Annotated in this window: 20 protein-coding genes; 11 read left to right on the top strand and 9 right to left on the bottom strand. The window is 71.2% G+C overall.

What is annotated here, in order from left to right:
* The first annotated feature begins 42 nt into the window (after positions 1-42).
* Together AX018_RS12500 and AX018_RS12495 are read left to right on the top strand one after the other, a co-directional pair.
* On the top strand, positions 43-627 hold the full coding sequence (locus AX018_RS12500; protein WP_245951536.1) for a hypothetical protein: 585 nt from the start codon (positions 43-45) through the stop codon (positions 625-627).
* Positions 628-672: 45 nt separating this feature from the next.
* Complete coding sequence (locus AX018_RS12495) at positions 673-1,527, top strand: hypothetical protein (protein ID WP_111877612.1); 855 nt, start codon at positions 673-675, stop codon at positions 1,525-1,527.
* A 24-nt stretch (positions 1,528-1,551) separates the two neighbouring features.
* On the opposite strand, the gene ybeY is transcribed toward AX018_RS12495, so the two are convergent.
* Together ybeY and AX018_RS12485 are read right to left on the bottom strand one after the other, a co-directional pair.
* Entirely contained in the window at positions 1,552-2,010 is a 459-nt protein-coding gene (gene ybeY / locus AX018_RS12490; RefSeq protein WP_111877611.1) for an rRNA maturation RNase YbeY, read from the bottom strand.
* Positions 2,011-2,071: 61 nt separating this feature from the next.
* Complete coding sequence (locus tag AX018_RS12485) at positions 2,072-3,019, bottom strand: PhoH family protein (RefSeq protein WP_111877610.1); 948 nt, start codon at positions 3,017-3,019, stop codon at positions 2,072-2,074.
* 48 nt (positions 3,020-3,067) lie between these two features.
* Between AX018_RS12485 and ruvA the strand changes: the two genes are divergently transcribed.
* The 5 genes from ruvA to AX018_RS12460 all read left to right on the top strand — a co-directional run bounded on the left by ruvA (position 3,068) and on the right by AX018_RS12460 (position 9,345).
* The gene (gene ruvA / locus AX018_RS12480) at positions 3,068-3,640 is read left to right on the top strand and encodes a Holliday junction branch migration protein RuvA (protein ID WP_111877609.1); all 573 of its coding nucleotides are present in this window, start codon (positions 3,068-3,070) and stop codon (positions 3,638-3,640) included.
* A gap of 136 nt (positions 3,641-3,776) precedes the next feature.
* A complete protein-coding gene (locus tag AX018_RS12475) occupies positions 3,777-5,183 on the top strand; it encodes a trypsin-like peptidase domain-containing protein (RefSeq protein ID WP_245951535.1) in 1,407 nt (468 codons plus the stop codon).
* Between the two features lie 247 nt (positions 5,184-5,430).
* Positions 5,431-7,374 carry a trypsin-like peptidase domain-containing protein gene (locus AX018_RS12470; RefSeq protein WP_111877607.1) on the top strand — a complete coding sequence of 648 codons (1,944 nt, stop codon included), beginning with the start codon at positions 5,431-5,433 and terminating at the stop codon, positions 7,372-7,374.
* Positions 7,375-7,402: 28 nt separating this feature from the next.
* Complete coding sequence (ruvB, locus tag AX018_RS12465) at positions 7,403-8,473, top strand: Holliday junction branch migration DNA helicase RuvB (protein WP_111877606.1); 1,071 nt, start codon at positions 7,403-7,405, stop codon at positions 8,471-8,473.
* A gap of 272 nt (positions 8,474-8,745) precedes the next feature.
* A complete protein-coding gene (locus AX018_RS12460; RefSeq protein WP_111877605.1) occupies positions 8,746-9,345 on the top strand; it encodes a phage tail protein in 600 nt (199 codons plus the stop codon).
* A gap of 257 nt (positions 9,346-9,602) precedes the next feature.
* Here the strand turns inward: AX018_RS12460 and AX018_RS12455 are convergent, their stop codons facing one another.
* The 4 genes from AX018_RS12455 to ttcA form a co-directional block, all read right to left on the bottom strand.
* Positions 9,603-10,781, bottom strand: a complete 1,179-nt coding sequence (locus tag AX018_RS12455) for a DSD1 family PLP-dependent enzyme (protein ID WP_111877604.1) — start codon at positions 10,779-10,781, stop codon at positions 9,603-9,605.
* Positions 10,765-11,403 (bottom strand): histidine phosphatase family protein, encoded by a 639-nt coding sequence (locus AX018_RS12450; protein WP_111877603.1) that lies wholly within the window; start codon positions 11,401-11,403, stop codon positions 10,765-10,767. Before AX018_RS12450 ends, AX018_RS12455 begins: the two co-directional genes overlap by 17 nt.
* Positions 11,404-11,428: 25 nt before the next feature.
* Entirely contained in the window at positions 11,429-12,061 is a 633-nt protein-coding gene (locus AX018_RS12445; RefSeq protein ID WP_111877602.1) for a DUF4136 domain-containing protein, read from the bottom strand.
* A 72-nt stretch (positions 12,062-12,133) separates the two neighbouring features.
* Positions 12,134-13,066, bottom strand: coding sequence for a tRNA 2-thiocytidine(32) synthetase TtcA (ttcA, locus tag AX018_RS12440; RefSeq protein ID WP_111877601.1), 933 nt, complete (start codon positions 13,064-13,066; stop codon positions 12,134-12,136).
* 246 nt (positions 13,067-13,312) lie between these two features.
* Between ttcA and AX018_RS12435 the strand changes: the two genes are divergently transcribed.
* The 4 genes from AX018_RS12435 to AX018_RS12420 all read left to right on the top strand — a co-directional run bounded on the left by AX018_RS12435 (position 13,313) and on the right by AX018_RS12420 (position 17,865).
* Positions 13,313-14,731, top strand: a complete 1,419-nt coding sequence (locus AX018_RS12435; protein WP_111877600.1) for a cache domain-containing protein — start codon at positions 13,313-13,315, stop codon at positions 14,729-14,731.
* On the top strand, positions 14,728-15,384 hold the full coding sequence (locus AX018_RS12430; RefSeq protein WP_111877599.1) for a response regulator: 657 nt from the start codon (positions 14,728-14,730) through the stop codon (positions 15,382-15,384). The genes AX018_RS12435 and AX018_RS12430 overlap by 4 nt, the downstream gene beginning before the upstream one ends.
* A 184-nt stretch (positions 15,385-15,568) precedes the next feature.
* Positions 15,569-17,632, top strand: coding sequence for a carbon starvation CstA family protein (locus AX018_RS12425; RefSeq protein WP_111877598.1), 2,064 nt, complete (start codon positions 15,569-15,571; stop codon positions 17,630-17,632).
* Positions 17,629-17,865, top strand: coding sequence for a YbdD/YjiX family protein (locus tag AX018_RS12420; RefSeq protein ID WP_111877597.1), 237 nt, complete (start codon positions 17,629-17,631; stop codon positions 17,863-17,865). Before AX018_RS12425 ends, AX018_RS12420 begins: the two co-directional genes overlap by 4 nt.
* Before the next feature lie 19 nt (positions 17,866-17,884).
* Here the strand turns inward: AX018_RS12420 and AX018_RS12415 are convergent, their stop codons facing one another.
* Genes AX018_RS12415 through AX018_RS12405 form a run of 3 tightly spaced genes read right to left on the bottom strand, consistent with a single transcriptional unit; the run spans position 17,885 to position 23,789 of the window.
* Positions 17,885-19,222 (bottom strand): NAD(P)/FAD-dependent oxidoreductase, encoded by a 1,338-nt coding sequence (locus tag AX018_RS12415; RefSeq protein WP_111877596.1) that lies wholly within the window; start codon positions 19,220-19,222, stop codon positions 17,885-17,887.
* A gap of 35 nt (positions 19,223-19,257) precedes the next feature.
* Positions 19,258-20,724 (bottom strand): TolC family protein, encoded by a 1,467-nt coding sequence (locus AX018_RS12410; RefSeq protein WP_111877595.1) that lies wholly within the window; start codon positions 20,722-20,724, stop codon positions 19,258-19,260.
* 11 nt (positions 20,725-20,735) lie between these two features.
* Positions 20,736-23,789, bottom strand: coding sequence for an efflux RND transporter permease subunit (locus tag AX018_RS12405; RefSeq protein WP_111877594.1), 3,054 nt, complete (start codon positions 23,787-23,789; stop codon positions 20,736-20,738).
* Positions 23,790-23,794 lie beyond the last annotated feature (5 nt).

The following is a 23,794-nucleotide window of genomic DNA, read 5'->3' as shown; positions in this document are numbered from 1 at the left end:
GACCTCCTCCTATACTGCCGCCTCCTGGAGGAGCCCGGACCCATGCCTGCCCTTGTGCGATTCGCCTGTGCCAGCCTCGCGCTGGCGCTTCCCCTGGCCACCACCTTCCCGGCGAAAGCCACCGCGCCCGCCGCCGCACCGGCAGCCTCCGCGCCGGCGCGCACGCCCTATCCCGCCATCGACCCGGCGTTCTCCCGGCCCGATCCCGGGCGGGTGCCCGGCCGGGCCGTGCTGCGGGCCTTTCTGGTGACGAAGAAGAGCATCGGGCATGCCAACACGTTCTGCTTCGTGCAGCGGGTGCTGGATCGGCCCGATACCACCGAGCCGGGCACGAGCGTGCTGTCCATGATTTGGTACGAGGGCGAGTCGATCCACCGAATCAATCGTGTGCGGCCCGGGCAGCGATACGCACCTGGCACGATGGACCCGGAAACCGAAGGGCGGATGCTGGCCCATGCCACCGGCACCGTGGATCTCCAGACCGATGTCGTTCCGACCGATGCGGATATAGGAACCAGCACCTTTCTCGTGAGCCGCCCCTGGGTCGATCACCTGTTCGCGCAGTGCAAGCGCGTGGGGACCAAGGTGCGGATTCCGGCATTCAAGCCGCCCACTCCATCGCAATAACCCCGAAAACACAAAACCTGACCCCGGAGAGAGGGAGGACTTCTCGTGCCCAGTGCCATCCTGAAATACATCTACGACAGCCCCGTTCCTGGTGCGATCACCCTTGTCGAAGGCAACGTTTTGCGCGTCAAGCTCGAAGCCATCGACAAGCGCTACACGCTGGTGGCGGTGAGCGATTTCCCGAACGTTCTGGAGGTGACCGGCACCACGCACAACAGCCGGGCGGATTCCTGGGCCTTCGCGGTCACGGCGCGCAACGCGGGCAACGCCAAGCTGATGCTCCGATCCGGACGCGGTGCCGGTGAGTCAGCACTGACGATCACCCCAGCGCTGGTGAGCGTCACGGTAAAGAAGGCGGTGAGCCTGCCCGATCCTGGATCGGACGCAGGGCTGCTGGTGCGGCTCTTTCTGGTGGAGATGCCTGCGCCGCAAGAATGGGCAACGGCGGGGATCAGTGGTCTGGAGGCTGCCAGGGAGGGGATGCGCATGATGCACCGCGTGATCGCCAACCGGCTCGAATCCGGCAGCGCCAAGGAGTTCATGGCGGCGGGCGCGCGGGATGTTCGGGGCATCGTGACCGCCAGCGACCGGGGCAATGTGCAGTTCGCGGGGTTTCAGCATTACCCACGCATCGCCAGCAAGAAGCAGGAATTGATCGAGGCCCGGATGGCCATCGTCAACGATGCCACCAACACGCCATGGCATGCGAAATACGTGGCGTTCTACGAAGCCGCGCTCTCTGTCGCGACAGAGCCGCTGGCGCCCGACCCCAGCCCCACGGGGCTGTTTGCATGGCGGACCGATGACTCTGGTGCCCCTTCTCCCGAGTTCGTGGAGTTCAAGACCCTGGGGGGCAACACCTTCTACACCCACAAGCGCCTGCGACTTCCCGGCCGCTGATGCCGGTCCGGGGCGGCACCGGCATCAACCCGCATAGGGATCATCGAACCCCAGCTCCCGCAGGATCGCCGTCTCGTAGGCCTCCATCTCGTCCGCGTCCTCGGCGCTGGTCTCGTGGTCCCAGCCCTGGGCGTGCAGGGTGCCGTGCACCAGCAGGTGGGCATAGTGTTCGCGCAGGTCCTTGTTCTGCTCGCGCGCCTCGCGCTCGACCACGGGGGCGCAGAGCACCAGGTCGGCCACCACCACGGGCTCCTGCGTGTAGTCGAAGGTGAGCACGTTGGTGGCGTAGTCCTTGTGGCGGTATTCGCGGTTGAGCGCCTGGCCCTCCTCGGCGTCGACGATGCGCACGGTGATCTCGGCATCGGCGGCGAGCGCGTGGCGGATCCAGCGGGTGACGGCGTGGCGGGGCAGGGCGTCGCGGTGCGCCTGCGCGCCGGCGAAGCGCGCGAACTGCAGGGAGAGCGAGAGCCGGTTCAGTGCCATGGGGGCTCCATGTCGGCGTTTCTGCTCATTTCTATGCTATTGAATGTGTAGCGATCGTGGGTCATGCCGGGGTGTTCCGTCCGCGCGGTGCGTCGTAGGCATCGACGATGCGGGCGACCAGCGGGTGGCGCACCACGTCGGCGCTGGTGAAGCGCGTCACGGCGATGCCCTTGACGCGCTTGAGCACGCGCTCGGCGTCGATGAGTCCGCTCATCGCGCCCTTGGGCAGGTCGATCTGGCTCACGTCGCCGGTCACCACCGCCTTGGCGCCGAAGCCGATGCGCGTCAGGAACATCTTCATCTGCTCGGGCGTGGTGTTCTGCGCCTCGTCCAGGATGATGAACGCGTTGTTGAGCGAGCGCCCGCGCATGAAGGCGAGCGGCGCGATCTCCAGCGCGTTGCGCTCGAAGGCCTTCTGCACGCGCTCGTAGCCCATGAGGTCGTAGAGCGCGTCGTAGAGCGGGCGCAGGTAGGGGTCCACCTTCTGGGTGAGGTCGCCGGGCAGGAAGCCCAGGCGCTCGCCGGCTTCCACCGCCGGGCGCGTGAGCACGATGCGCTGCACGGCGCTGCGCTCCAGCGCGTCCACCGCGCAGGCCACGGCGAGGTAGGTCTTGCCCGTGCCGGCCGGGCCGATGCCGAAGGTGATGTCGTGGCTGGCGATGTTGCCCAGGTACACGCTCTGCGTGGGCGTGCGGGCGCGCAGGTCGGCGCGGCGCGTGGCGAGCACCATGGCGCCGTCGGGCGCCTCGCGCAGGGCGGTGTCGCCCGCGAGCATGAGCTGCACGGTCTCTTCGGCAATGGGGCGGTCCGCGATCTCGTAGAGCGCCTGCAGCAGCTCCATGGCCTGCGTGGCGCGGGCCTTGGGGCCGTCCACCTTGAACTGCTCGTGCCGGTGCGCGATGGTGATCGAGAGGGCCGCCTCGATGGTGCGCAGGTGGGCATCGGCGGGACCGCACAGGTGGGTGAGCCGGGTGTTGTTGTGGGGAGTGAAGGTGTGTCGCAGGATCACGCGGATAATTCCGGTTGGGCCGCTGCCAGGGCGCGGCAAAGGACAACAATGATAGGCAAACTGACCGGCACGCTGCTGGAGAAGAACCCGCCCGAGGTGCTGCTGGACTGCCACGGCGTGGGCTACGAGGTGCAGGTGCCGATGAGCACCTTCTACAACCTGCCGGCCGTGGGCGAGCGCGTACAGCTGCTCACGCAGTTCATCGTGCGCGAGGACGCCCAGCTGCTCTACGGCTTCGGCACCGCGCCGGAGCGCCAGGCGTTCCGCGAACTCATCAAGATCTCCGGCGTGGGGCCGCGCACGGCGCTCTCCATCCTCTCGGGCATGGGCGTGGCCGATCTGGCCCAGGCCGTGTCGCTGCAGGAGGGCGGCCGGCTCGTGAAGGTGCCGGGCATCGGCAAGAAGACCGCCGAGCGCCTGCTGCTGGAGCTCAAGGGCAAGCTCGGCGCCGACATCGGCGCGCGCCCCGAGGCCACGGACGGTGCCCAGGCCGACATCCTGCAGGCCCTGCTGGCGCTGGGCTACAACGACAAGGAAGCCTCCGCCGCGCTCAAGGCCCTGCCCAGGGACGTGGGGGTGAGCGAGGGCATCAAACTGGCGCTCAAGGCGCTGGCCCGGTAAGGGCGTGAACACGCGCCGAGCCCGGCGGCGCGGGCGGCCAGGACATGCGCGGCCGCGCTTTTTCATGCGGGATGCAAAGAAAGGACTCTGTATGGCACAGGCAAGCTGGGGGAGATGGGTGGTTTCGGTCGCCGCAATGGCCGCGATGCTGGCGGGCTGCGGAGGCGGCGGCGGCGCGGGGGCCGGGGCGGCGCCCGCGGTCCTGCAGGTGAACGCGGCCGTGCAGCCCGACACGGCGGCTCCGCCGTCGGCGCGCGTGCTGCAGCGCGCGGCGGCCTTGGCGGCGGAGCCCGCGCGCGTCGCGCTGGACGCCTTCGTGGCGGAGCAGTCGGCGATGTCCGGGCGCGGCGGCGCGCGCCAGATCGGCGCCCCGCGCGCCATCGAGGCGACGGCGTCCGCCGAGGGGCTGCGCCAGCGGTTGCGCTGGAGCCCGTCCGCCGGGGGCGGGAGTGTGGCGGCGGTCAGCTTCTCGTCGGAGGGGGCGTATGGCGTGCGCCTGGGCCTGCTGGTGCGCCAGATGCCCCCCGGCGCCGTGGTCCGCATCTACCGGCAGGACCGCCCCACCGTGGCGTACGAGATCGCCGGGCGGGAGATCCTGGCGGTCATCGCGCGCAATCTCGCGGCCGGCGACACCTCGGACGCCGCGCGGACCTGGTGGTCGCCCGACACCGGCGCGGGCGAGGCCACCCTGGAGATCGAGCTGCCCGCCGGCGTGCCGGCGTCGGCGCTCGAGGTCGCCGTTCCCATGCTCTCCCACGTGTTCGAAGACCTCTCGCTGCCCCGCGAGGGCTCGGTGTCGCAGGAGGCGATCAACGACGCCACCGCCTGCAACCTGGACGCGACCTGCTATGACGAGTACGCGGACCAGCGCAATGCCGTGGCGCGCATGACCTTCGTGGAGGGTGGCCGTCTCCGTCTCTGCACCGGAACGCTGCTCAACGACCGCGATGCCACCCGGACCCCCTACTTCATCAGCGCGAACCACTGCATCTCCACGCAGACCGTGGCCTCCACGCTGCAGACCGACTGGTTCTTCCGCTCCCCGACCTGCAACAGCCGCATGCTCTCGGCCTCGGCCGCGGTGCGCACCGGCGGCGCCACGCTGCTGTACGCGAGCGGCGATACCGACACCGCGTTCCTGCGGCTCAACGAGGCGCCGCCGCCCGGCGCCGTTTTCGCGGCCTGGGACGCGGGCCCGCAGAGCCTCTCCGCCGCCGTGGCGGGCATCCACCACCCCCGGGGAGACCTGCAGAAGATCAGCTTCGGCAGCATCATGGGCACCCTGTCCTGCCAGGGAGACGCGAGCTCGATGACCTGCGACTCGGCGACCGGCGACGCCGCCGCCTTCTACGACGTCGGCTTCACGCAGGGCACGGTGCAGACGGGCAGCAGCGGATCGGCGATCTTCCGCGGCGGCCGGCTGATCGGCACGCTCTATGGCTTTTCCGGCAACGGCGCCTGCACGGTGGACGACGTCCGGGTATATGGCCGCTTCGACCGGGCCTACGATGCGGCGCTCCGGAAGTGGCTGTCGCCGGCCTAGTCGTGGGTGGGAAGTTCATTGAAGAGCGCAGGGAAAGATGCCGAAATCGCCGTCATGCCAGGTTGGCTATCGCGGAAACTCGCAACGCGGCATGGCGGCGATTCTCGACATCTTCATGAAACGCACTTCCAATGCAGCGCACCAGGGGGCCGCCCCCTGGCGGCCGCTCGGGTGGGGCGGCCCTCTTTTTTTTCGACGCCGGGGCGTGGTGCCGGCTTTTTCTTGATGCAGTGACTGGAGTCCAGTGATGAACGTGACCCTGAAGAAATGGCCGGCAGCGGCCTGGCTGGCCGCGGCGGCCCTGCTCGCCGCCTGCGGTGGCGGCGATGGCGCTGCCACCACCCAGGCCGGCGCCACGGCGTCCGCGGAAACCCGTGCGGCGGTGACCCGTGTGGAGTCGGCGGAGCAGCCGGCCACGGCCGTGCAGGACGTGCCGCGCATCCGCGAGCGTGCGGCCGATGCCGCCGTTGCTGCGGCCCGCGTCGGGCTGGGCGCCTTCGTGCGCAGCGAATCCGCGCTCGTCGAGCGCAACGGCGCCCGCCAGATCGGCGCGCCGCGCAGCGTCGGCGACACCGCCACGGCGGCCGGCCTGCGGCAGCGCCTGCAGTGGACGGCCACGGAGAGCGGCGGCGCGAAGGCGGCCGTGAGCTTCACCTCCGAAGGGGCCCACGGCGTGCGGCTGGGCGTGCTGGTGCGCAGCCTGCCCGGCAGCGCGGTGCTGCGCATCTACCGCCAGGACCGGCCCACCTCGGTCTATGAGATCGCGGGCCAGGAAATCCTGCAGACCCTCCAGCGCAACCGCGCGGCCGGCGATCTGTCGGACAAGGCCCGCACCTGGTGGTCGCCCGATTCCGGCGCTGGCGAGATCACGCTGGAGATCGAGCTGCCGGCGGGCACCCCGGTGGATTCGCTGGACATCGCCATTCCCACGCTCTCGCACATCTTCGAGGACCTGTCGCTGCCGTCCGAGGATTCGGTGAGCCAGGAGGCCGTGAACGATGCCAGCACCTGCAACCTGGACTCGACCTGCTACGACGATTACGCCAGCCAGCGCAACGCCGTGGCGCGCATGACCTTCGTGGACAGCGGCCTGACCTACAACTGCACCGGCACGCTGCTCAACGACCGCGATTCCACCGGCACGCCGTACTTCCTGACGGCCAACCACTGCATCTCGTCCCAGACCGTGGCCTCCTCGCTGCAGACGGACTGGTTCTTCCGCTCCCCGACCTGCAACAGCCGCACGCTGTCGTCCAGCGCGGCCAGACGCACCGGCGGCGCCACGCTGCTCTATGCCAGCTCGAACACCGACACCTCGTTCCTGCGCCTGAACGAAGCCCCGCCCGCCGGCGCGGTGTTCGCCGCCTGGGACGCCAACGCGCAGAGCCTGTCCTCGGCCGTCGCGGGCATCCACCATCCCAAGGGAGACCTGCAGAAGATCAGCTTCGGCAGCATCGTCTCCACGCTGTCGTGCGCCAGGGACAGCGCCACCTCCTTCACCTGCAGCACCGCCAGCGGCCTGAGCGGCAGTTTCTACCGCGTGACCTACACGCAGGGCACGACGCAGGCGGGCAGCAGCGGCTCGGCGATCTTCCGCGGCGGCGCCGTGGTGGGTACGCTGTACGGCAGCAACAGCAACGACCAGTGCACCACCACGGCGTTCTCCGTCTACGGGCGCTTCGACCTCGCCTACAGCGCCGCCCTGCAGCAATGGCTGTCGCCGGCCGTCGCCACCCCGTCGGGCCGCAGCGCCGTCTACCGCTTCTACAACCGCAGCACGGGCGCGCACTTCTTCACGCAGAGCGCCGGCGAGCGGGATTTCGTGATCCAGACCTACCCGGCCTTCAGCTACGAGGGCGTGGCGTTCTATGCGTATGCCGGCCCCACGACGGGGCAGAGCGCGGTCTACCGCTTCTTCAACACGGGCACGGGCGCGCACTTCTACACGATCAGCCAGGGTGAGCGCGACTTCGTGCAGGCCACGTACCCCGCCTTCCGGTACGAAGGGCCGAGCTGGTACGCCCAGACCGCCGCCGGCTCGGGATCGACGGCCATCTACCGTTTCTTCAACCGCAGCAACGGCACGCACTTCTACACGATCAGCCAGGCAGAGCGCGACTTCGTGATCGCCACCTACCCCGTGTACCAGTACGAGGGCCCGGTGTACTACGCCTGGACCGCCGCCAATTGAGCCCCTTCCTGCACCACCCCGCGCGCGCATGAGCATCCAGACCGACGATTTCGCCCCCGCACCCCCGAAGCGCGTGGTTTCCGCCGCTCCGGCGTCCCCCCAGGAGGAGGCGCTGGAGCGCGCGCTGCGCCCCAAGCTGCTGCAGGAATACGTCGGCCAGGCCAAGGCGCGCGAGCAGCTGGAGATCTTCATCGGCGCGGCGCGCAAGCGCGAGGAGGCGCTGGACCACGTGCTGCTGTTCGGCCCGCCGGGGCTGGGCAAGACCACGCTCAGCCACATCATCGCGGCCGAGCTGGGCGTGAACCTGCGCCAGACCAGCGGCCCGGTGCTGGAAAAGCCCAAGGACCTCGCCGCGCTACTCACCAACCTCGAGAAGAACGACGTCCTCTTCATCGACGAGATCCACCGGCTCTCGCCGGTCGTCGAGGAAATCCTCTACCCGGCGCTGGAGGACTACCAGATCGACATCATGATCGGCGAGGGCCCGGCCGCGCGCAGCATCAAGCTCGACCTGCAGCCCTTCACGCTCGTGGGCGCGACCACGCGCGCGGGCATGCTCACCAACCCGCTGCGCGACCGCTTCGGCATCGTCGCGCGGCTGGAGTTCTACACCCCCGAGGAGCTGGCGCGCATCGTCATGCGCTCGGCGGGGCTGCTGGGCGCGCCCATCGACGCGGAGGGTGGCTTCGAGATCGCGCGCCGCTCGCGCGGCACCCCGCGCATCGCCAACCGGCTGCTGCGCCGCGTGCGCGACTACGCCGACGTGAAGGGCGACGGCCGCATCACGCAGGACATCGCCCAGCGTGCGCTGGCCATGCTCGACGTGGACCCGCAAGGCTTCGATGTGATGGACCGCAAGCTGCTGGAGGCCGTGATCCACCGCTTCGACGGCGGCCCGGTGGGGCTGGACAACATCGCCGCGAGCATCGGCGAGGAGCCCGGCACCATCGAGGACGTGATCGAGCCCTACCTGATCCAGCAGGGCTACCTGCAGCGCACGCCGCGCGGCCGCATCGCCACGCTGGCGGCGTTCCGGCACCTGGGGGTGGCGCCGTCGCGGCAGCATTCCGACCTGTTCGGCGGGCCCGCGGCCACCTGAGATCGTGAACACGTTCCGAGGCGGTGTGACGAAACCGCCCATGGCCGGTTCCGCTGGCCAGAATGCGCCCGATCCGCTCATGCCGGATGGATGCACGCCTCCTGGCTCTCCGAGAGGGGGGCTGTTGTTATGCCACCATTGATTAGGGTAAACCCCCGGGTGGCGACTGCGGGGTTCTGTTGTTTACTTCTCTGGCCCAGTTGCTTGCGGGCCGGTCAACGTGCTCCAAGTGGCGCGGCAATGTATCAACAGTTTTTTGGGAGGGAATTTCGATGGAAGGTTATCTCGGGCAAGTCATTCTGTGGGCCGTGCCGTTCATTCCGCAGGGGTGGGCGCTTTGCGACGGCACTGCGCTGAGCATCACGCAGAATCAGGCGCTCTTCGCGCTGCTCAGCACCCGTTTCGGCGGGGATGGCGTGAACACTTTCAATCTTCCCGATCTGCGCAACCGCGTGCCGATGGGCACGCTCAATGTCGTGCAGGTCCCCGGAGTCACCGGCGCCGCCACGTCCCAGGTCAACGCGGTGGGCACGGGCGCCATCACCATCGGGGCCAACAATCTGCCGGCGCTCTCCGGAACCGCCACGATCTCGATCCCGGCGAACAGCGCACCCACCGCCGTCTCCGAGGTGCCCGGACCGACGCTGGAGCTGGCCAAGGGGACTGCGGGCAACCAATTGCCCAAGATCTATACCGCAGAAGCCGCCAACACCACGCTGAAGCCCTTCTCTGCGCCCGTGACCCTGACGGGGGCCAACGCGCAGCCCCTTCCCGTCCAGGTGAACGTGCCCGTGTCCGTCAGCACCGTCCAGCCTTCGCTGCAACTGAACTTCATCATCTGCGTGCAGGGCATCTTCCCGTCCCGCGCCTGAAGTAAAAGAACAAGCCCCTGTGGCGCTTCGCGCCTCGGTGCAACCGCCAGGGGCAGCCCTTCAGGGCCGTCCAAGCCTGCGCAGGCAGGCTGGGAGCCGCAGCCTTCTGGCGGGAGGCGCAGTGCCGGTTCCATGCGTCACGAGTGGCGCATGGCGCCGTGGATCACGGATACGGTTTTGCCACAGGAAACGGCATCCAGCAGGAATCCAGCAGGATCGGGGCGCAAGCCCCGATTCGTTTTCCTCCCCCTCGCTTCTCAAGTGACTGCGCCACGCGCATCCACGCGCAGGATGCGTTCCACCATGCCGTGCGCCAGTCCGCCGCGCACGCCGATCAGGTGGCCGTGCAGGTTCACCGTGGGGTCGCAATGGCCGGGAATGAGCCACAGCATGCGGCCGATGGATGGCAGGCGCGCCTTGGGGCTGTCGGTGAACAGCAGCCCGTGCTCGTCGCCGCCGTTGGCGTAGCGCAGCGCGCGGTCGGGCGGCAGGAACGCCACCTGCGGCAGCCCGGAATCGATGGCGTGGCTCTTGTGGCCCGCATCGCATACGGCATGCGTGTCGCGGCTGGAGATGACCTGGGTCTTGATGAACAGCGCGTGCTCGAAGGCCGGCTGCGCGGGCTCGCGTTCGTTGCCGGCGTAGTCGGCGTCCATGAACAGGAACGAGCCGGCCTGCAGCTCGCCATAGATGCCGCTCGCGGCCTCGTGCACCAGCGTGCCCGTGCCCGCGCCGGTGACCAGGGGCACGGCCAGGCCGGCCGCCTGGATGGCGTCGCGCGTGGCGCGCGCGGCCTCCACGGTGCCCGCGATGGCGTCGCGGCGTTCGGCCGCGCCGCGCAGGTGCTGCGCGCGGCCATGGTAGGCGTGCAGCCCGGCGAATTGCAGCCGCGCATGGCGCGCGACGGCCTGCGCCAGGGCCACGGCGGGCTCGCCCGGCGGCACGCCGCAGCGGCCCTGGCCCACGTCGATCTCCACGAACACGTCGATGCCGGCATCGCTGGCCGTGGCATCCATGGCCTCCGCCAGGCGCGCGATGCCCTCCGGGCTGTCCACCGCGATGGCGAGGCGACCGCCGCGCACCGCGAGTTGCTGCGCCAGCCGCGCCACGCGCAGCAGCTTGCCCGGCGAGATCACCTCGTTGCTGATGTAGAGGTCGTCCACCCCCGCCGCGGCCAGGGCCTCGGCCTCGGACACCTTCTGCACGCAGGCGCCGCAGGCGCCGGCCTGCTGCAGCCGCAGCGCCAGTTCGGCGCACTTGTGCATCTTGGCGTGGGGGCGCCAGCGCACCTGGTGCTTGCGCGCGAAATCCGCCATGCGCTGGATGTTGCGATCCATCGCGTCGAGATCGACGACGGGCGCGGGGGTATCGATCAGGTCCACGCGCTGGCCGATCATGGCGAGCAGCGCGGCGGCGGGGTCAGGCATGGTTTTCATCGCGGATGGCGTCGTCCAGGTGCTGTGTGTCGGCCCAGCCCACGAGGGTGAGCCCGTCTTCGGTCCAGAGCAGGCGGTTGATGGCGGCATTGGCCAACTGCCAGGTGCGGGGCGCCTGCAGCTCCTGGCCCGTGGCGGCGCGGTAGAGCACGTCCATCACCCCCCCATGCGCGACCAGCACGATCAGCTCGCCCGGATGGAGGCGGGCCAGCCCGTGCGTGGCCCGGGTGATGCGCTCGCGGAACGTGAGGAGCGATTCGCCGCCCTCGGGTTCGAAATGCGGGTCGCGCTGCCGCCAGCGCCGGGCCTGCTCGGGCAATTCGGCCTCGATCTCGCGGAAGGTGCGGCCTTCCATCTGGCCGAAGGCGCGCTCGCGCAGCCGCGTGTCCGTGGCGAGGGGCGCGCCCGTGGTGTCGGCGACGGCCTGGGCCGTGGCATGGGCGCGGCGCAGGTCGCTCGCGTAGATGGCCGCCACCGGCTCGTCCGCCAGGGCCCGCCCGACCTGCCGCGCCTGCCAGAGGCCCGTGTCGTTGAGCGGGATGTCCAGATGGCCCTGGATGCGCGTGTCCACGTTCCAGGCGGTTTCTCCGTGGCGGATGGCGATGATGCGGGTGACGTCCATGGGTGGGCGAAGGCGGGCAGGGGGTTCAGGGCACGGGCGTGAGCGTGGTGCGCACCTGCCGCGGGCCGGCCGGCGGCTGCGGGAAGCCGGTGAGCGCCGCGTCGAAGAGGATGCCGAAGATCGACGGATCGCTGGTCCACACGTCCTCGTGCACCGCCGAGGTTTCGTAGACGATCTGCTGCGTGCCCGCGTCGCGCAGCACGAGGCTCACCTCGCGGCGGTAGAGCGTGGGAGGGCGGTCCACCATCCAGCTGCCGCCCATTCCCCAGCCCCAGCGCCCGGGGCCGCCCCAGCCCATGCCCCAGCCCCAGGCGGGGTACGAGGGGCCGTAGTAGGGCCATGAGGCAGGCCAGGTGGTGCTGGCGCTGGCGCCGATCTGCAGCACCAGCCGGGCATTGGCATCGTCGCGCTGCAGGCCCACGCGCGCGAGCGACTGCTGGGCCTGCGCCTCGATGGCCGCGAACTGGGCGGCCTGCGCCTGCTGCGACGGCAGCCGCTCCAGCCGGTAGGTGGGCGGCGCGGGCAGGGCCTGGAGGGTGGAATAGCTGGACACCGCGCTGTCCACCGTGCGCGTGGTGGAGCAGCCCGCCAGCAGCGCCGCGGCCAGCAGCAGGAACAGGCAGCGAAGGCGAAGGGGGAACCCGTGGGTCGTGGTCATGGGCGGTCTCCTGGAATCCGGGCCGAAGGGGAAGGGCGTCGCGGGCGGTGCGGGGCGGCCTGCGGCGCGCCGTCAGGAGATCCGCACCACCTGCAGCCCCGGCAGGGCGGGCGCCGCGGGGAACTCCTCGGTGTCGAAGGCCTTGTCGCCCTCTTCGCTCGCGATGCCCGTGGCCTTGAGATGCTTGAAGTCGTGCAGCGTTCCGTCCAGCAGGTGGGAGGGCACGATGTTCTGCAGGGCGTTGAACATGTTGTCCACGCGCCCGGGGAACTTGCGCTCCCACTCGCGCAGCATCTCGCCCACCTGCTGGCGCTGCAGGTTCTCCTGGCTGCCGCAGAGGTTGCAGGGAATGATGGGGAAGTTCTGCTGCTGCGCCCAGCGGGCCGTGTCCTTCTCGGCCACGTAGGCCAGGGGGCGGATCACCATGTGGCGGCCGTCGTCGCTGACCAGCTTCGGGGGCATGCTCTTCATCTTGCCGCCGAAGAACATGTTGAGCAGCAGCGTCTGCAGGATGTCGTCGCGGTGGTGGCCCAGCGCGATCTTGGTGCAGCCCAGCTCGTCGGCCACGCGGTAGAGGATGCCGCGGCGCAGCCGGCTGCACAGGCCGCAGGTGGTCTTGCCCTCGGGCACCACCCGTTTGACGATGCTGTATGTGTCCTGGTTCTCGATGTGGAAGGGCACGCCCGTGGCCTTCAGGTACTCGGGCAGCACGTGCTCGGGAAAGCCCGGCTGCTTCTGGTCGAGGTTCACGGCCACGAGGTCGAAATGGATGGGCGCGCGCTTTTGCAGCTTGATGAGGATGTCCAGCAGGGTGTAGCTGTCCTTGCCGCCGGACATGCAGACCATGACCTTGTCGCCTTCCTCGATCATGTTGTAGTCCACGATCGCGCGGCCCACCTCGCGGCACAGGCGCTTTTCGAGCTTGTGCGCCTCGCGCTCGATCTTGGCCTGTGCGGGGCGCGTGGCGTCGGCGGTCCAGTCGGTGTCTTGGGGCAGGGCGGTCATGGAAGCGAAGGACAATCGGGTCCGGGCGGTGAAGGATGGCGGTCCCGGGGGGCGCCCGCCGTGGCCGGCGCACGGGGCGCTGAGCCTGCGGCGGCCCCCGCGGCAGGGGTTGCGGGGGAGCGCGGATTTTAGTGGATCGCCGGCTTTCGGGGCGGCAGGGCGGTCCGGCACGCGAAACGGACCCGGATGGAGCGCAGGGCGGCAGGCATGGCAATACACAGGGTGATACATAAGGCACGCAAGGCGATGCGCAGGGCATCGGGCGGCACGGCCGCGCCGCCGTGGCAGGGGGCCGACGCGGCGGCGCGCCTGCGCACCAAGATCGTGGCGCTGGCCGTGCTGCCCCTGCTCATCACCCTCGCGCTGGTGACGGCCCTGGTGCGCCACCAGGCGCAGGACCTGGCGCGGCGCGAGCGCGCGCTGGTGGAGCAGGCCTACCTGGAGCAGCGACGCGGCGAGCTGCGCAGCTACGTGCAACTGGCCGTGAGCACCGTGCGGCCCCTCTACGACAGCGGCCGCGACGACCCCGGCGCGCGCGAGGAGGCCATGCGCCGGCTGGCCGCGCTCGACTACGGCAGCGACGGCTATTTTTTCGTCTACGACCTGCAGGGCCGCTCCCTCATGCATTCGCGCCAGCCCGAACTGGTGGGCCGGATGCTGTGGGACCTGCGCGACCCGCAGGGGCGGCCCACCATCCAGCAGCTCATCGAGCGGGCCCGCGCTGGCGGCGGCTATGTGGAATACGCATGGCCCAAGCCCTCCAGCGGCGGGCAGTTGGCGCCCAAGCTGGGCTACGTGACCGCGCTGCCGCGCTGGAACTGGATGGTGGGCACGGGGCTGTACCTGGACGACATCGAGGCCACCCAGGCCGGCCTGGAGCGGCAGGTGGGCGCCAACGTGGGCGCCACCATGTGGTGGATCGCGGGCTTTGCGGCGCTGGGGCTGGCGGCCATCAGCGCCACCGGCCTGCTGCTCAATCTCAGCGAGCACCGGGTGGCCGAGGCCCGCATGCGCCTGCTGGCGCGGCGCGTGGTGCAGTCGCAGGAGGAGGAGCGGGTCCACCTGGCGCGGGAGCTGCACGACGGCACCAGCCAGACGCTGGTGTCCGCCAAGCTCCTGATCGAGACCGCCGTGGAGGACATCGAGCGCGAGCGCCCCGCGCCGCCCACGCTCGCCACCGCCCTGCAGCACCTCAACGACGCGCTCAGCGAGGTGCGGGACCTCTCGCACGAGCTGCGCCCCGCACTGCTCGACACCCTGGGCCTGCCGGCCGCGCTGGAGCACCTGGTGCGCGCCTTCGGCGAGCACGGCCCCGTGGCGGCGGCGGCCGACGTGGCCCCGCCGCCGCGGCCCCTGCCGCAGGAGGTGACGACCGCGCTCTTCCGCGTGGCGCAGGAAGCGCTCACCAACGTGCGCAAGCACGCGCAGGCGCGGCAGGTGCACGTCACGCTGGAGTTCGTGGGCGGTGGCGTGCAGCTGGAAGTGCGCGACGACGGGCGCGGCTTCGATGCGCAGGCGCTGCAGCAGGACCCGCGCCGCGGCATCGGCCTGCGCAACATGCACGAACGCATGGAGGCCGTGGGCGGCCACCTGCAGGTGCGCGCCGGCCCCGGTGGCACGCGCGTGGTGGCCGAGGTGCCGGGCGATAGGATGCGATCCCTATGACCACCGCCTTCGCGCCGCTGGACCGCCCGGTCCGGCTCTTTCTCGTGGATGACCATGCGCTCGTGCGCGACGGCCTGCGCGCGCGCCTGGGCAGCCTGCCCTGGGTGCGGATCGTGGGCGAGGCCTCCGGCGCGGCCGAGGCCGAGGGGCCGCTGGCCGCGCTGGCGCCCGACGTGGTGCTCATGGACGTGGGTATGAAGGACGTGAACGGCCTGGATTTCGCGGCCCGCCTGCTCGCGCGGCAGCCCGCGCCCCGGGTGCTGATGCTCAGCATGTACGACAACCCCGAATACGTGCAGCGCGCGCTGCAGGTGGGCGCGCGCGGCTACGTGCTCAAGGATGCCCCGGCCTCCGAACTGCTCGCGGCGCTGGAGGCCGTGGCGGCGGGCGGCACCTTCCTCAGCCCGGCGGTGTCGCAGCGGCTCTTTCGCAACCAGGCGCCCAAGCCCACGCTGACCCCGCGCGAAGGCGAGATCCTCGCCGCCCTGGGCCGGGGCGCGTCGAGCAAACAGATCGCCAGCGAGCTGGGCCTGAGCGTGCGCACGGTGGAGGCGCACCGCCAGAACATCCGGCGCCGGCTGGAGCTGGGCAGCCTGGCCGATCTGATCCGCTACGCGGTCGAGCACGCGAAGGGCTTCGGGCGCGGCGGCTGACGGCCGCGCCGCCGGCGGGTGGTGCGGGTAAACACCGAAAGGGTTGTCCCTTACGCAATGCCACGCGGGCCGCCTACGTGGCGCGACGGATGCGCCGCGGCGAGGCACTCGGGATACTGGCCATTCCCGGCGGCGGCGCCGATGGCCGCCCACGCATTCCCAGGATTCCAGGAGACAACCCCTCATGCCCCTCATCCGTCGCCACCTCGCGTGGTTCTGCATCGCCGTGCTCGGCGCATGGGCGCTCGGCACCGTGGCGCTCAGCCGCGGCGAAGCCATCAGCGCGCTCTGGATCGTCGTCGCGGCGGTCTGCGTCTACCTCATCGCCTACCGCTACTACAGCCTGTTCATCGCCCAGCGCGTGCTGCGGCTGGATCCGGCGCGCGCCACGCCCGCGTGGCGCCACAACGACGGGCTCGACTACGTGCCCACCAACAAGCACGTGCTTTTCGGCCACCACTTCGCCGCCATCGCGGGCGCGGGGCCGCTGGTGGGGCCGGTGCTGGCCGCGCAGATGGGCTACGTGCCGGGCCTGCTGTGGCTGCTGGCCGGCGTGGTGTTCGCGGGTGCGGTGCAGGATTTCATCGTGCTCTTCATCTCCTCGCGGCGCGACGGCCGCTCGCTGGGCGATCTCGTCAAGCAGGAGATGGGCACGGTGCCGGGGCTGATCGCGCTCTTCGGCACCTTCATGATCATGATCATCATCCTGGCGGTGCTGGCGCTGATCGTGGTGAAGGCGCTGGCCGAATCGCCCTGGGGCGCGTTCACCGTGGCGGCGACGATTCCCGTGGCGCTCTTCATGGGCGTGTACCTGCGCTTCCTGCGCCCCGGGCGCATCGCCGAGGTGTCCATCATCGGCTTCGTGCTGCTGATGGCCGCGATCTTCGGCGGCCAGGCCGTGGCCGCGCACCCCACCTGGGGGCCGGCGTTCACCTTCGACGGCAAGACGCTCACGTGGATGCTCATCGGCTACGGCTTCGTGGCCGCCTCGCTGCCCGTGTGGCTGCTGCTCGCGCCGCGCGACTACCTCTCCACCTTCCTGAAGATCGGCACCATCGTGGCGCTGGCCATCGGCATCGTCTTCGTGGCGCCCACGCTGGAGATGCCGCCCATCACCCAGTTCGCGCAGGGCAACGGCCCGGTGTGGTCGGGCAGCCTGTTCCCGTTCCTCTTCATCACCATCGCCTGCGGCGCGGTGTCGGGCTTCCATGCGCTGATCTCCTCGGGCACCACGCCCAAGATGCTGGAGAACGAAACCCACGCGCGCTACATCGGCTACGGCGGCATGCTGGCCGAATCGTTCGTGGCGGTGATGGCGCTGGTGGCGGCCTCGTGCATCAACCCCGGCATCTATTTCGCGATGAACAGCCCCGCCGCGCTGGTGGGCAGCACGCCCGAGGCCGTGGCGCAGACGCTCTCCACCTGGGGCTTCGTCATCACCCCCGAGATGCTGGTGCAGACCGCGAAGGACGTGGGCGAGTCCACCATCCTCGGCCGCGCCGGCGGCGCGCCGACGCTGGCCGTGGGCATGGCCCACATCCTCCACCAGGTGGTGGGCGGGCCGGCCATGATGGCTTTCTGGTACCACTTCGCGATCCTGTTCGAGGCGCTCTTCATCCTCACGGCGGTGGATGCCGGCACGCGCGCGGGCCGCTTCATGCTGCAGGACCTGCTGGGCAGTTTCGTGCCCGCGCTCAAGCGCACCGACTCGCTGCCCGCCAACCTGCTGGCCACCGGCCTGTGCGTGGCGGCCTGGGGCTACTTCCTCTACCAGGGCGTGGTCGATCCGCTGGGCGGCATCAACACGCTGTGGCCGCTGTTCGGCATCTCCAACCAGATGCTGGCCGCCGTGGCGCTGATGCTGGGCACCGTGGTGCTGTTCCGCATGAAGCGCGAGGCCTATGCCTGGGTGACCATCGCCCCGGCCGCGTGGCTGCTGGCCTGCACGCTCACGGCCGGCTGGCAGAAAATCTTCTCGGCCGACCCCAAGATCGGCTTCCTGTCGCACGCCGCGAAATATGCCGAGGGCCTGGCCCAGGGCGTGGTGATCGCGCCGGCCAAGACGGCCGATGCCATGGCGCGCATCGTCTTCAACGACCGCCTCAACGCCGGCCTGTGCGCGCTGTTCATCTTCGTGGTGCTGAGCGTGCTGGCCTACAGCGTGCGCGCCTGCCTGCAGGCCCGCGCCGCGAACCGCCCCACGGCCCAGGAGACGCCCTTCGAGGCGCTGCCCGAGGGGGCGCGGTGAGCACCGGCACGCCCCTGCAGGCCGCGCGCGGCGCCGTGCAGGCCGTGGCCACCGGCGGGCGCTACCTGGCGCAGTCGCTGCGCCTCATGGTGGGCCTGCCCGACTACGACGCCTACCTGAGCCACCAGGAGCGGACGCACCCGGGCGAGCCGGTGATGAGCTATGCCGAGTTCTTCCGCGACCGGCAGGACGCGCGCTACGGCGGCAAGGGGCGCATCGGCCGCTGCTGCTAGGCCGTGCCATGCCGCGCGGTCAATCCAGCCGGAGCGTGCCGCGCACCCGGGTGCTCAGCCATTCGGCCAGCCACAGCAGGCTGCCGCGGAACCGCCCGTGCAGTCGCGCCTGGTGGTCGCGGTACAGCAGGGCGTGGCTGACCTGGGCGAGGCGGCCCCGCAGCGAGAGCCCTTCGAGCAATCCGAACTTGCCCAGCGACGCATACGCGTCGTAGTCGCCCAGGGACACCATCGAGCCGAAGTCGCGGTAGGCGAAGGCCGGCACCTCGCGGCCCTGTGCGATCGCCCGGGGCAGGTGGCGGATCAGGTGCTGCGCCTGCTGGTGCGCCACCTGGGCCGTGGGCGGGAGCGGTCGCCCGGCGCCCTGCGGGGTGAGGCTCGCGCAGTCGCCAACCGCGTAGATGGTCTCGTCCGCGGTCGTCTGCAGCGAGGGCAGCACCCGCAACTGCTGGCTGGGCGTGGTCTCCAGCCCGTCCAGCCCCGCCAGCACGTCCGGCCCCTTGACGCCGGCGGCCCAGACGGTGAGCGCGGCGGGCACCTGCCGGCCATCGGCCAGGGTCACGCCGTGGGCATGCGCCAGGTTCACGCGCGACTCGCTCAGCACGGTGATGCCCAGGGCCTCCAGGCGCTGCCGCGTGGCGTGCGAGATGTCTTCGGGAAAGCTGGGCAGCAGGCGCTTGCCGCTGTCGATCAGCGTGATGCGGATGCGCTCCTTCATGCCATGGGCGCCATAGGCCGCTGCGGCTTCGGCCAGTTGCACGAGTTCGGCTGCCATCTCGACCCCCGTGGCTCCGCCGCCCACGATGGCGATGCACAGTTCCGTGTCCCGCGCCAGGCATTGCAGCAGGCGGATGCGCAGTTCGTGGTTGAACGCGCTCGCCTCCTCGCGGGAGTCGATGGTCCAGCAGTACTCCGCGACGCCGGGCGTGCCGAAGGCGTGCGCCTGGCTGCCCAGGGCCAGGACGAGGGTGTCGTAGCGCAGCCGGCGCTCGGGGATCAGCAGGCGGCCGTCCGGCTCCACGAGCGGCCCGACCAGCACGGTCTGGCTGGCGCGGTCGAGCCCGTGCAGGGCGCCGGGCTCGTAGGCGAAGCCGGCGTCGCGCGCCTGCGCGATGTAGGTCGTCTGGTGCAGCGAGATGTCGCGCGTTCCCGCCGCGATGGTGTGCAGCATGGGCTTCCACACGTGGGCGAAGCCCCGGTCGAGCAGCGTGACCGTGGCCGTCGGGCGGTCGGTGCCGGACCGTTCCGCGCCGTATCGGCGGCCCAGGGCGGAGGCGATTTCGAGCCCGGCGACGCCTCCACCGACGATGAGGACGCGGTGCGGAGGCGGTGCCAGGGGCAGGGTGCGGTTCGTCATGGTGCGTTCCTTCGCAAGGACGGGTGGAGAAACGGTCAGAGGTCGGGTTGCCAGGCCGCCAGGGCCAGTTGCACCTGGACGTAGGCCTGGAGGCTGTCGGCCTGCGCCGCCAGCTCGGAGCGCAGGGCGCGCACGTGGCCCACCCGCTGCTCCAGGGCCTGGGTGGGCGCTTCCATGCCCGCAGCGGCCCGGGCCGATGCGTAGGCTTGCGCGGCGCTTGCGCTTGCGCGGGCCGCCTGCGACTGCTCCAGCGCCACCTGCGCGGCGGACCAGTGGCGCAGCGCGCCTTCGCTGTCTTCCAGGGCCTTGAGCACCGTCTGCTCGAAGGTGTGCCAGGCGCGCTCGCTGCCGGCGCGCGCGGCCGCCTCGCGGGCCTGCCGCCGGCCGGCATCGAGCCAGTCCCACTGCAGGGCCGGGCCGGCGGCGTAGCGCAGGGCACCCGCGCGGCCGAGCTGGCCGAACGGGGCGTTGAGGCCGAGGACCGCGTCCAGGCTCAGGCGCGGCAGGTGAGCGCGTTCGGCGAGCACGGTGTCGCCCAGGCTGGCGCGCAGCAGGGCATCGGCCCTGGCCACGTCCGGCCGGTTGGCCAGCAGCTCGCCCGGCCGCGTGACCTGCGGGGCCGCGGGCGCATCCGGCAGCGCGGCGGGTGCCGCGAGGGCCTCTGCATCGGGGTCGGTGGCGGTGGGCGAGCGGCCGGTCAGGACCGCCAGCGCCGCGATGCTGCCGTGCCGGACGGCCTGCAGCCGGGCGCGCTCGGCCTCGGCGCGGGCGGTGTCCGCGGTGGCCGCGAGCGCCTCGCGGCGGTCGGCGAAGCCCGCCTGCACGCGCTGCTCCATCAGGGCGGCGCGCTGGCGCAGCAGCGCGATTTCCTCGTCGGCCTGCAGGCTCTCCTGCTGGGTGCGGCGCAATTGCACGTACTGGCGCACGACCTCGGCCTGCAGCAGCGCGGAGGCCGCGTGGGCATCGGCCCGGGCCGCGTCGAGCTGGCGCTCGGCGATGGCGGCGGCGGTGCCGACACGGCCGAACAGGTCGATCTCCCAGGACAGGCTCTGCGTGAGCGTGCCGAGGCGCCGCGACGGCGGGCGGGGCAGGTTCTGGCCGTAGGGGTCGGTCTCGGCCAGGGACGGGCGCATGGCCTGGGCCTGGGCCGACAGGCTGCCCTGCGGCAGGGCCTCGCGCTCGGCGAGGCCCGCCATCGCGCGGGCTTCCTTCACCGTGGCCAGCGTGGCCTGGAGTTCGTGGTTGCGGGCCATGGCCTGCTCGACCAGGGCATCCAGGCGCGGGTCTTTCAGGTCGCGCCACCAGTGGCGGCTCGGAACGCCCACGCCCAGGCCGGCATCGCGGGCGGCCGGGCTCGCCGAGTCCGGGGGCGCATGCCGCTGCGCCGCGCCGGGCACGGCGCTGGGGGGCGCCACGGCCGCGCAGCCGGCCAGCAGCGCGCCCAGGGCGAGGATCGTGGCGGCGCGCAGCGCGCCGCGCAGGGGATGTGCGGGATGTGGCATGTCGGTGCTCCTCAGGCGGCGGGTGCTTCGACCCGGTAGGCGATGGCGTAGAGCGCGGGGATCAGCCCCAGCGTGATCAGCGTGCCGAGCGCGAGGCCGCCGATCATCACGACGGCCAGGCTGGTCCAGATGGCCCCGCCGAACAGCCAGAGCGGCACCAGCCCCAGGATGCACACGAGCTTGGTCATGACGATGGGGCGCAGGCGCTTGGAGGCCGCGTTCTCGACGGCCTCCGCGGGCGGCAGGCCGGAGCCGCGGGCCTCCTCGATGGCGTCGAGCAGCAGGATCGCGTTGTTGACGATGATCCCCGCCAGGGCCAGCAGGCCGAGCGTGCCGACGAACGTCAGGGTGGTGCCGGTGAGCGCGAGCGCCAGCGCCGATCCGATCGCCACGAACGGGATGCTGGCCATCACGATGAGGCTCTTGCGCACGCTCTCGAACTGCCACACGAACAGCAGGAACATGGCGATCAGGCAGGCGGGCAGAAGCTCCGCGATCGCCGCGTTGGCATCGTGGTTCTCCTCGATCTCGCCGCCCAGCGCCACCTGCACCCGGCCCCCGGCGCGGATCTCCTGCAGCACCGGCGCGACCCGGTCGGCGATGCCCTGCGCGGTGAGCGTGGCGTGGCGGGCGCTCACCGTGACGGCGCGCTCCTGGTTGTAGCGCTGGATCACGGAGGGCTGCGGCTTCAGCTCCACGGAGGCCACCTGCCCCAGCGGTACGCTGCCCTGGCCGTCGGCCCTCTGGATCGGCAGGGCCGCCAACTGCTCGGTGCGGGTGCGCAGGGCGCCGTCGCCGCGCAGGATCACCGGCAGCACGGTGTCGCCTTCGCGGTACCGGGTGATCGCGGTGCCCGCCAGCAGCATGTCCAGGCTCCGGGCGATGTCGGCGGTGCCGACGCCGGCGGCCTGCGCCCTGGCCTGCTGCACCCGCACGTCCAGTTGCATCACCGGGCGTTCGGCGTCGGTCTGCACGTCGCGCATCCCGCCGTCGGCCTGCAGCGCGGCCATCAGTTTCTCGGCCGCCTCCCGGTGGCTGTGGCCATCGGCGCTGGTGAGGCGGAACACCGCCAGCCCCGCGTCCGAGGAGCCCATGGAGAAGCGCTTGGGTTCGAAGCGCACGTCCGGGAAGCGCTCGGCCAGGCCCGTGCGCACGCGCTCGATCGCGGTGGCGTGGGGCACGTCGGGGGACAGCGTCAGCACCGCGTAGGCCCGGTGCGATGCGGGCGTGGGCGGGTTGAGCGCGAGGATGAAGCGCGGGCCGCCGTCGCCGACATACACCGCGTGGCTCGCCAGCTCGGGGAAGGCCGCGCGGTCGGCCAGCGCCCGGCTGATGGCGGCGGCCTTGTCCAGCGTGTGCGCCGTGCCGGAGCCCGGTGCGAGCTCGATCGACATCTGCAGCTGCCGGCGTTCCGAGGCGGGCATCAGCTCCGAGGGCACGTGCCCGAACAGCCAGCCCGCCGCGCCCAGCAGGGCCACCATGGCGCCCACGTACAGGGCCCGGTGGCGCAGCACCCAGCGCACGCGCCCCCGGTACCAGCCCGTGAGCGCCTCCACGGCGCGCGCGGTGCGGCTGAGCTGCGCATGGTGCTGCGCGAACCGCTGGCACAGCAGCGGGGTGACCGTCACGGCCAGCATCAGCGACAGCAGCAGCGCGATCGCCATCACGATGCCCATGCTGCGCAGGTATTCGCCCATTTCGGTGCTGCTCAGCACCAGGGGCATGAAGGTCAGGATGATGGCGAGCGACGACACCAGCAGCGGCACCAGCATCGAGCGGCCCGCCTCCGACGCGGCATGTTCGCGCGGCTCGCCCAGCGCGAGGCGCCGCTCCATGTCTTCCGCGACCACGATCGCGTTGTCCACGAAGAGCCCCAGGGCGATGATGATCGCGCCCACCGAGATGATGTGCAGGTCGATGCCCAGCAGCCGCATGATCGCCAGCGCGCCCAGCACCGTGGTGGGCACGATGGCCCCCACGATCAGGCCGGTGCGCCATCCGAGGAACAGCACCACCACGCCCATGACGATCACGGTGGTCTCGACGAACACCTGCCCCACCTGCCGCAATTGCTGGGTCACGATGCGGGCCTGGTCCGTGATGGGCACCAGGGCCATGCCCGCCGGCAGGCCGGCTTCGAGCTGGCGCACCTTGTCGCGCAGCCGGTCGGCGAAGCTCACGACATTCAGGCCCGGGTCCATCGACACGGCGATCACCGCCGCCGGCGTGCCGTCCACGAAGGCGCCGGCCACCGGCGGGTCCTGGGTCACGCGCTCCACCCGGGCGAGCTCGCCCAGCGGCACGGTGCCGCCGCGCGGCAGCGGGATCGGCGTGGTGCGCAGATCGCCGGGGCTCGCGGCATCGCCGGTCACGTTCAGGGACATCTCCGCCCCGCCGGCCTCGACGAAGCCGGCCGAGGCGATCACGTTGCGGGCCGCGACCGCCTTCGCGATCACGCCCGGGGTGAGGCCCTTGGCCGCGAGCGCCGGGATGTCCAGCACGATCTGCACCTGCTCGTCGCGGATGCCGTGCAGCGAGACGCGCTCCACGCCCGGAAGGCCGTAGAGCGCGTCGCGCAGGCGGCGCCCGTGCTCGCGCACCTCGCCGGCCGTGTAGCCCGGGCCCGTGAGGCCCATCGTGAGCACGGCGACCCGGCCGAACTCGTCATCCACCAGCGGGCCCGACGTGCCCTCCGGCAGGGACGGGCGCAGGTCCGCCATGCGGGTGCGCAGCCGCTGCCACACGTTCGGCAGCTTGTCGGCGGACACCGTGGGGTGGAGCTCGACGTACGTGAACACGAAGCCGGGGCGCACCGTGGTCTTCACGCGCTTGACCTCGGGCATGCCGAGCACGCTCTCCTCGGTGGGGCGCGCGACGAGCTGTTCCATGCGATCGACGGTGGCGCCGGGCACGACGCTCATCACCGTGGCGGTGCGGATCGTGATCTGCGGCTCCTCGGTGGACGGGAAGTCGAGGGCCAGCCAAAGGCCCGCGAGCACCAGGCCCAGCGCGGCCAGCAGGGTGAATCGGGGCCGGTTCAGGGCGTATCGGGCGATGTCGAACATGGCCG

This window comes from Paracidovorax anthurii, from assembly GCF_003269065.1.
Taxonomy (GTDB): domain Bacteria; phylum Pseudomonadota; class Gammaproteobacteria; order Burkholderiales; family Burkholderiaceae_C; genus Paracidovorax; species Paracidovorax anthurii.
This window is presented reverse-complemented; position numbering and strand designations above follow the sequence as displayed.

Bases quoted from the DNA above. Each gene is read 5' to 3' on its own strand.
- AX018_RS12500 (WP_245951536.1), top strand. From the start codon at position 43: ATGCCTGCCCTTGTGCGATTCGCCTGTGCCAGCCTCGCGCTGGCGCTT.
- ruvB (WP_111877606.1), top strand. From the start codon at position 7,403: ATGAGCATCCAGACCGACGATTTCGCCCCCGCACCCCCGAAGCGCGTG.
- AX018_RS12450 (WP_111877603.1), bottom strand. From the start codon at position 11,403: ATGGACGTCACCCGCATCATCGCCATCCGCCACGGAGAAACCGCCTGG.
- AX018_RS12415 (WP_111877596.1), bottom strand. From the start codon at position 19,222: ATGACGAACCGCACCCTGCCCCTGGCACCGCCTCCGCACCGCGTCCTC.
- AX018_RS12410 (WP_111877595.1), bottom strand. From the start codon at position 20,724: ATGCCACATCCCGCACATCCCCTGCGCGGCGCGCTGCGCGCCGCCACG.
- AX018_RS12455 (WP_111877604.1), bottom strand. From the start codon at position 10,781: ATGAAAACCATGCCTGACCCCGCCGCCGCGCTGCTCGCCATGATCGGC.
- ruvA (WP_111877609.1), top strand. From the start codon at position 3,068: ATGATAGGCAAACTGACCGGCACGCTGCTGGAGAAGAACCCGCCCGAG.
- AX018_RS12445 (WP_111877602.1), bottom strand. From the start codon at position 12,061: ATGACCACGACCCACGGGTTCCCCCTTCGCCTTCGCTGCCTGTTCCTG.
- ybeY (WP_111877611.1), bottom strand. From the start codon at position 2,010: ATGGCACTGAACCGGCTCTCGCTCTCCCTGCAGTTCGCGCGCTTCGCC.
- AX018_RS12435 (WP_111877600.1), top strand. From the start codon at position 13,313: ATGCGCAGGGCATCGGGCGGCACGGCCGCGCCGCCGTGGCAGGGGGCC.
- ttcA (WP_111877601.1), bottom strand. From the start codon at position 13,066: ATGACCGCCCTGCCCCAAGACACCGACTGGACCGCCGACGCCACGCGC.
- AX018_RS12405 (WP_111877594.1), bottom strand. From the start codon at position 23,789: ATGTTCGACATCGCCCGATACGCCCTGAACCGGCCCCGATTCACCCTG.
- AX018_RS12475 (WP_245951535.1), top strand. From the start codon at position 3,777: ATGGCCGCGATGCTGGCGGGCTGCGGAGGCGGCGGCGGCGCGGGGGCC.
- AX018_RS12425 (WP_111877598.1), top strand. From the start codon at position 15,569: ATGCCCCTCATCCGTCGCCACCTCGCGTGGTTCTGCATCGCCGTGCTC.
- AX018_RS12470 (WP_111877607.1), top strand. From the start codon at position 5,431: ATGAACGTGACCCTGAAGAAATGGCCGGCAGCGGCCTGGCTGGCCGCG.
- AX018_RS12460 (WP_111877605.1), top strand. From the start codon at position 8,746: ATGGAAGGTTATCTCGGGCAAGTCATTCTGTGGGCCGTGCCGTTCATT.
- AX018_RS12430 (WP_111877599.1), top strand. From the start codon at position 14,728: ATGACCACCGCCTTCGCGCCGCTGGACCGCCCGGTCCGGCTCTTTCTC.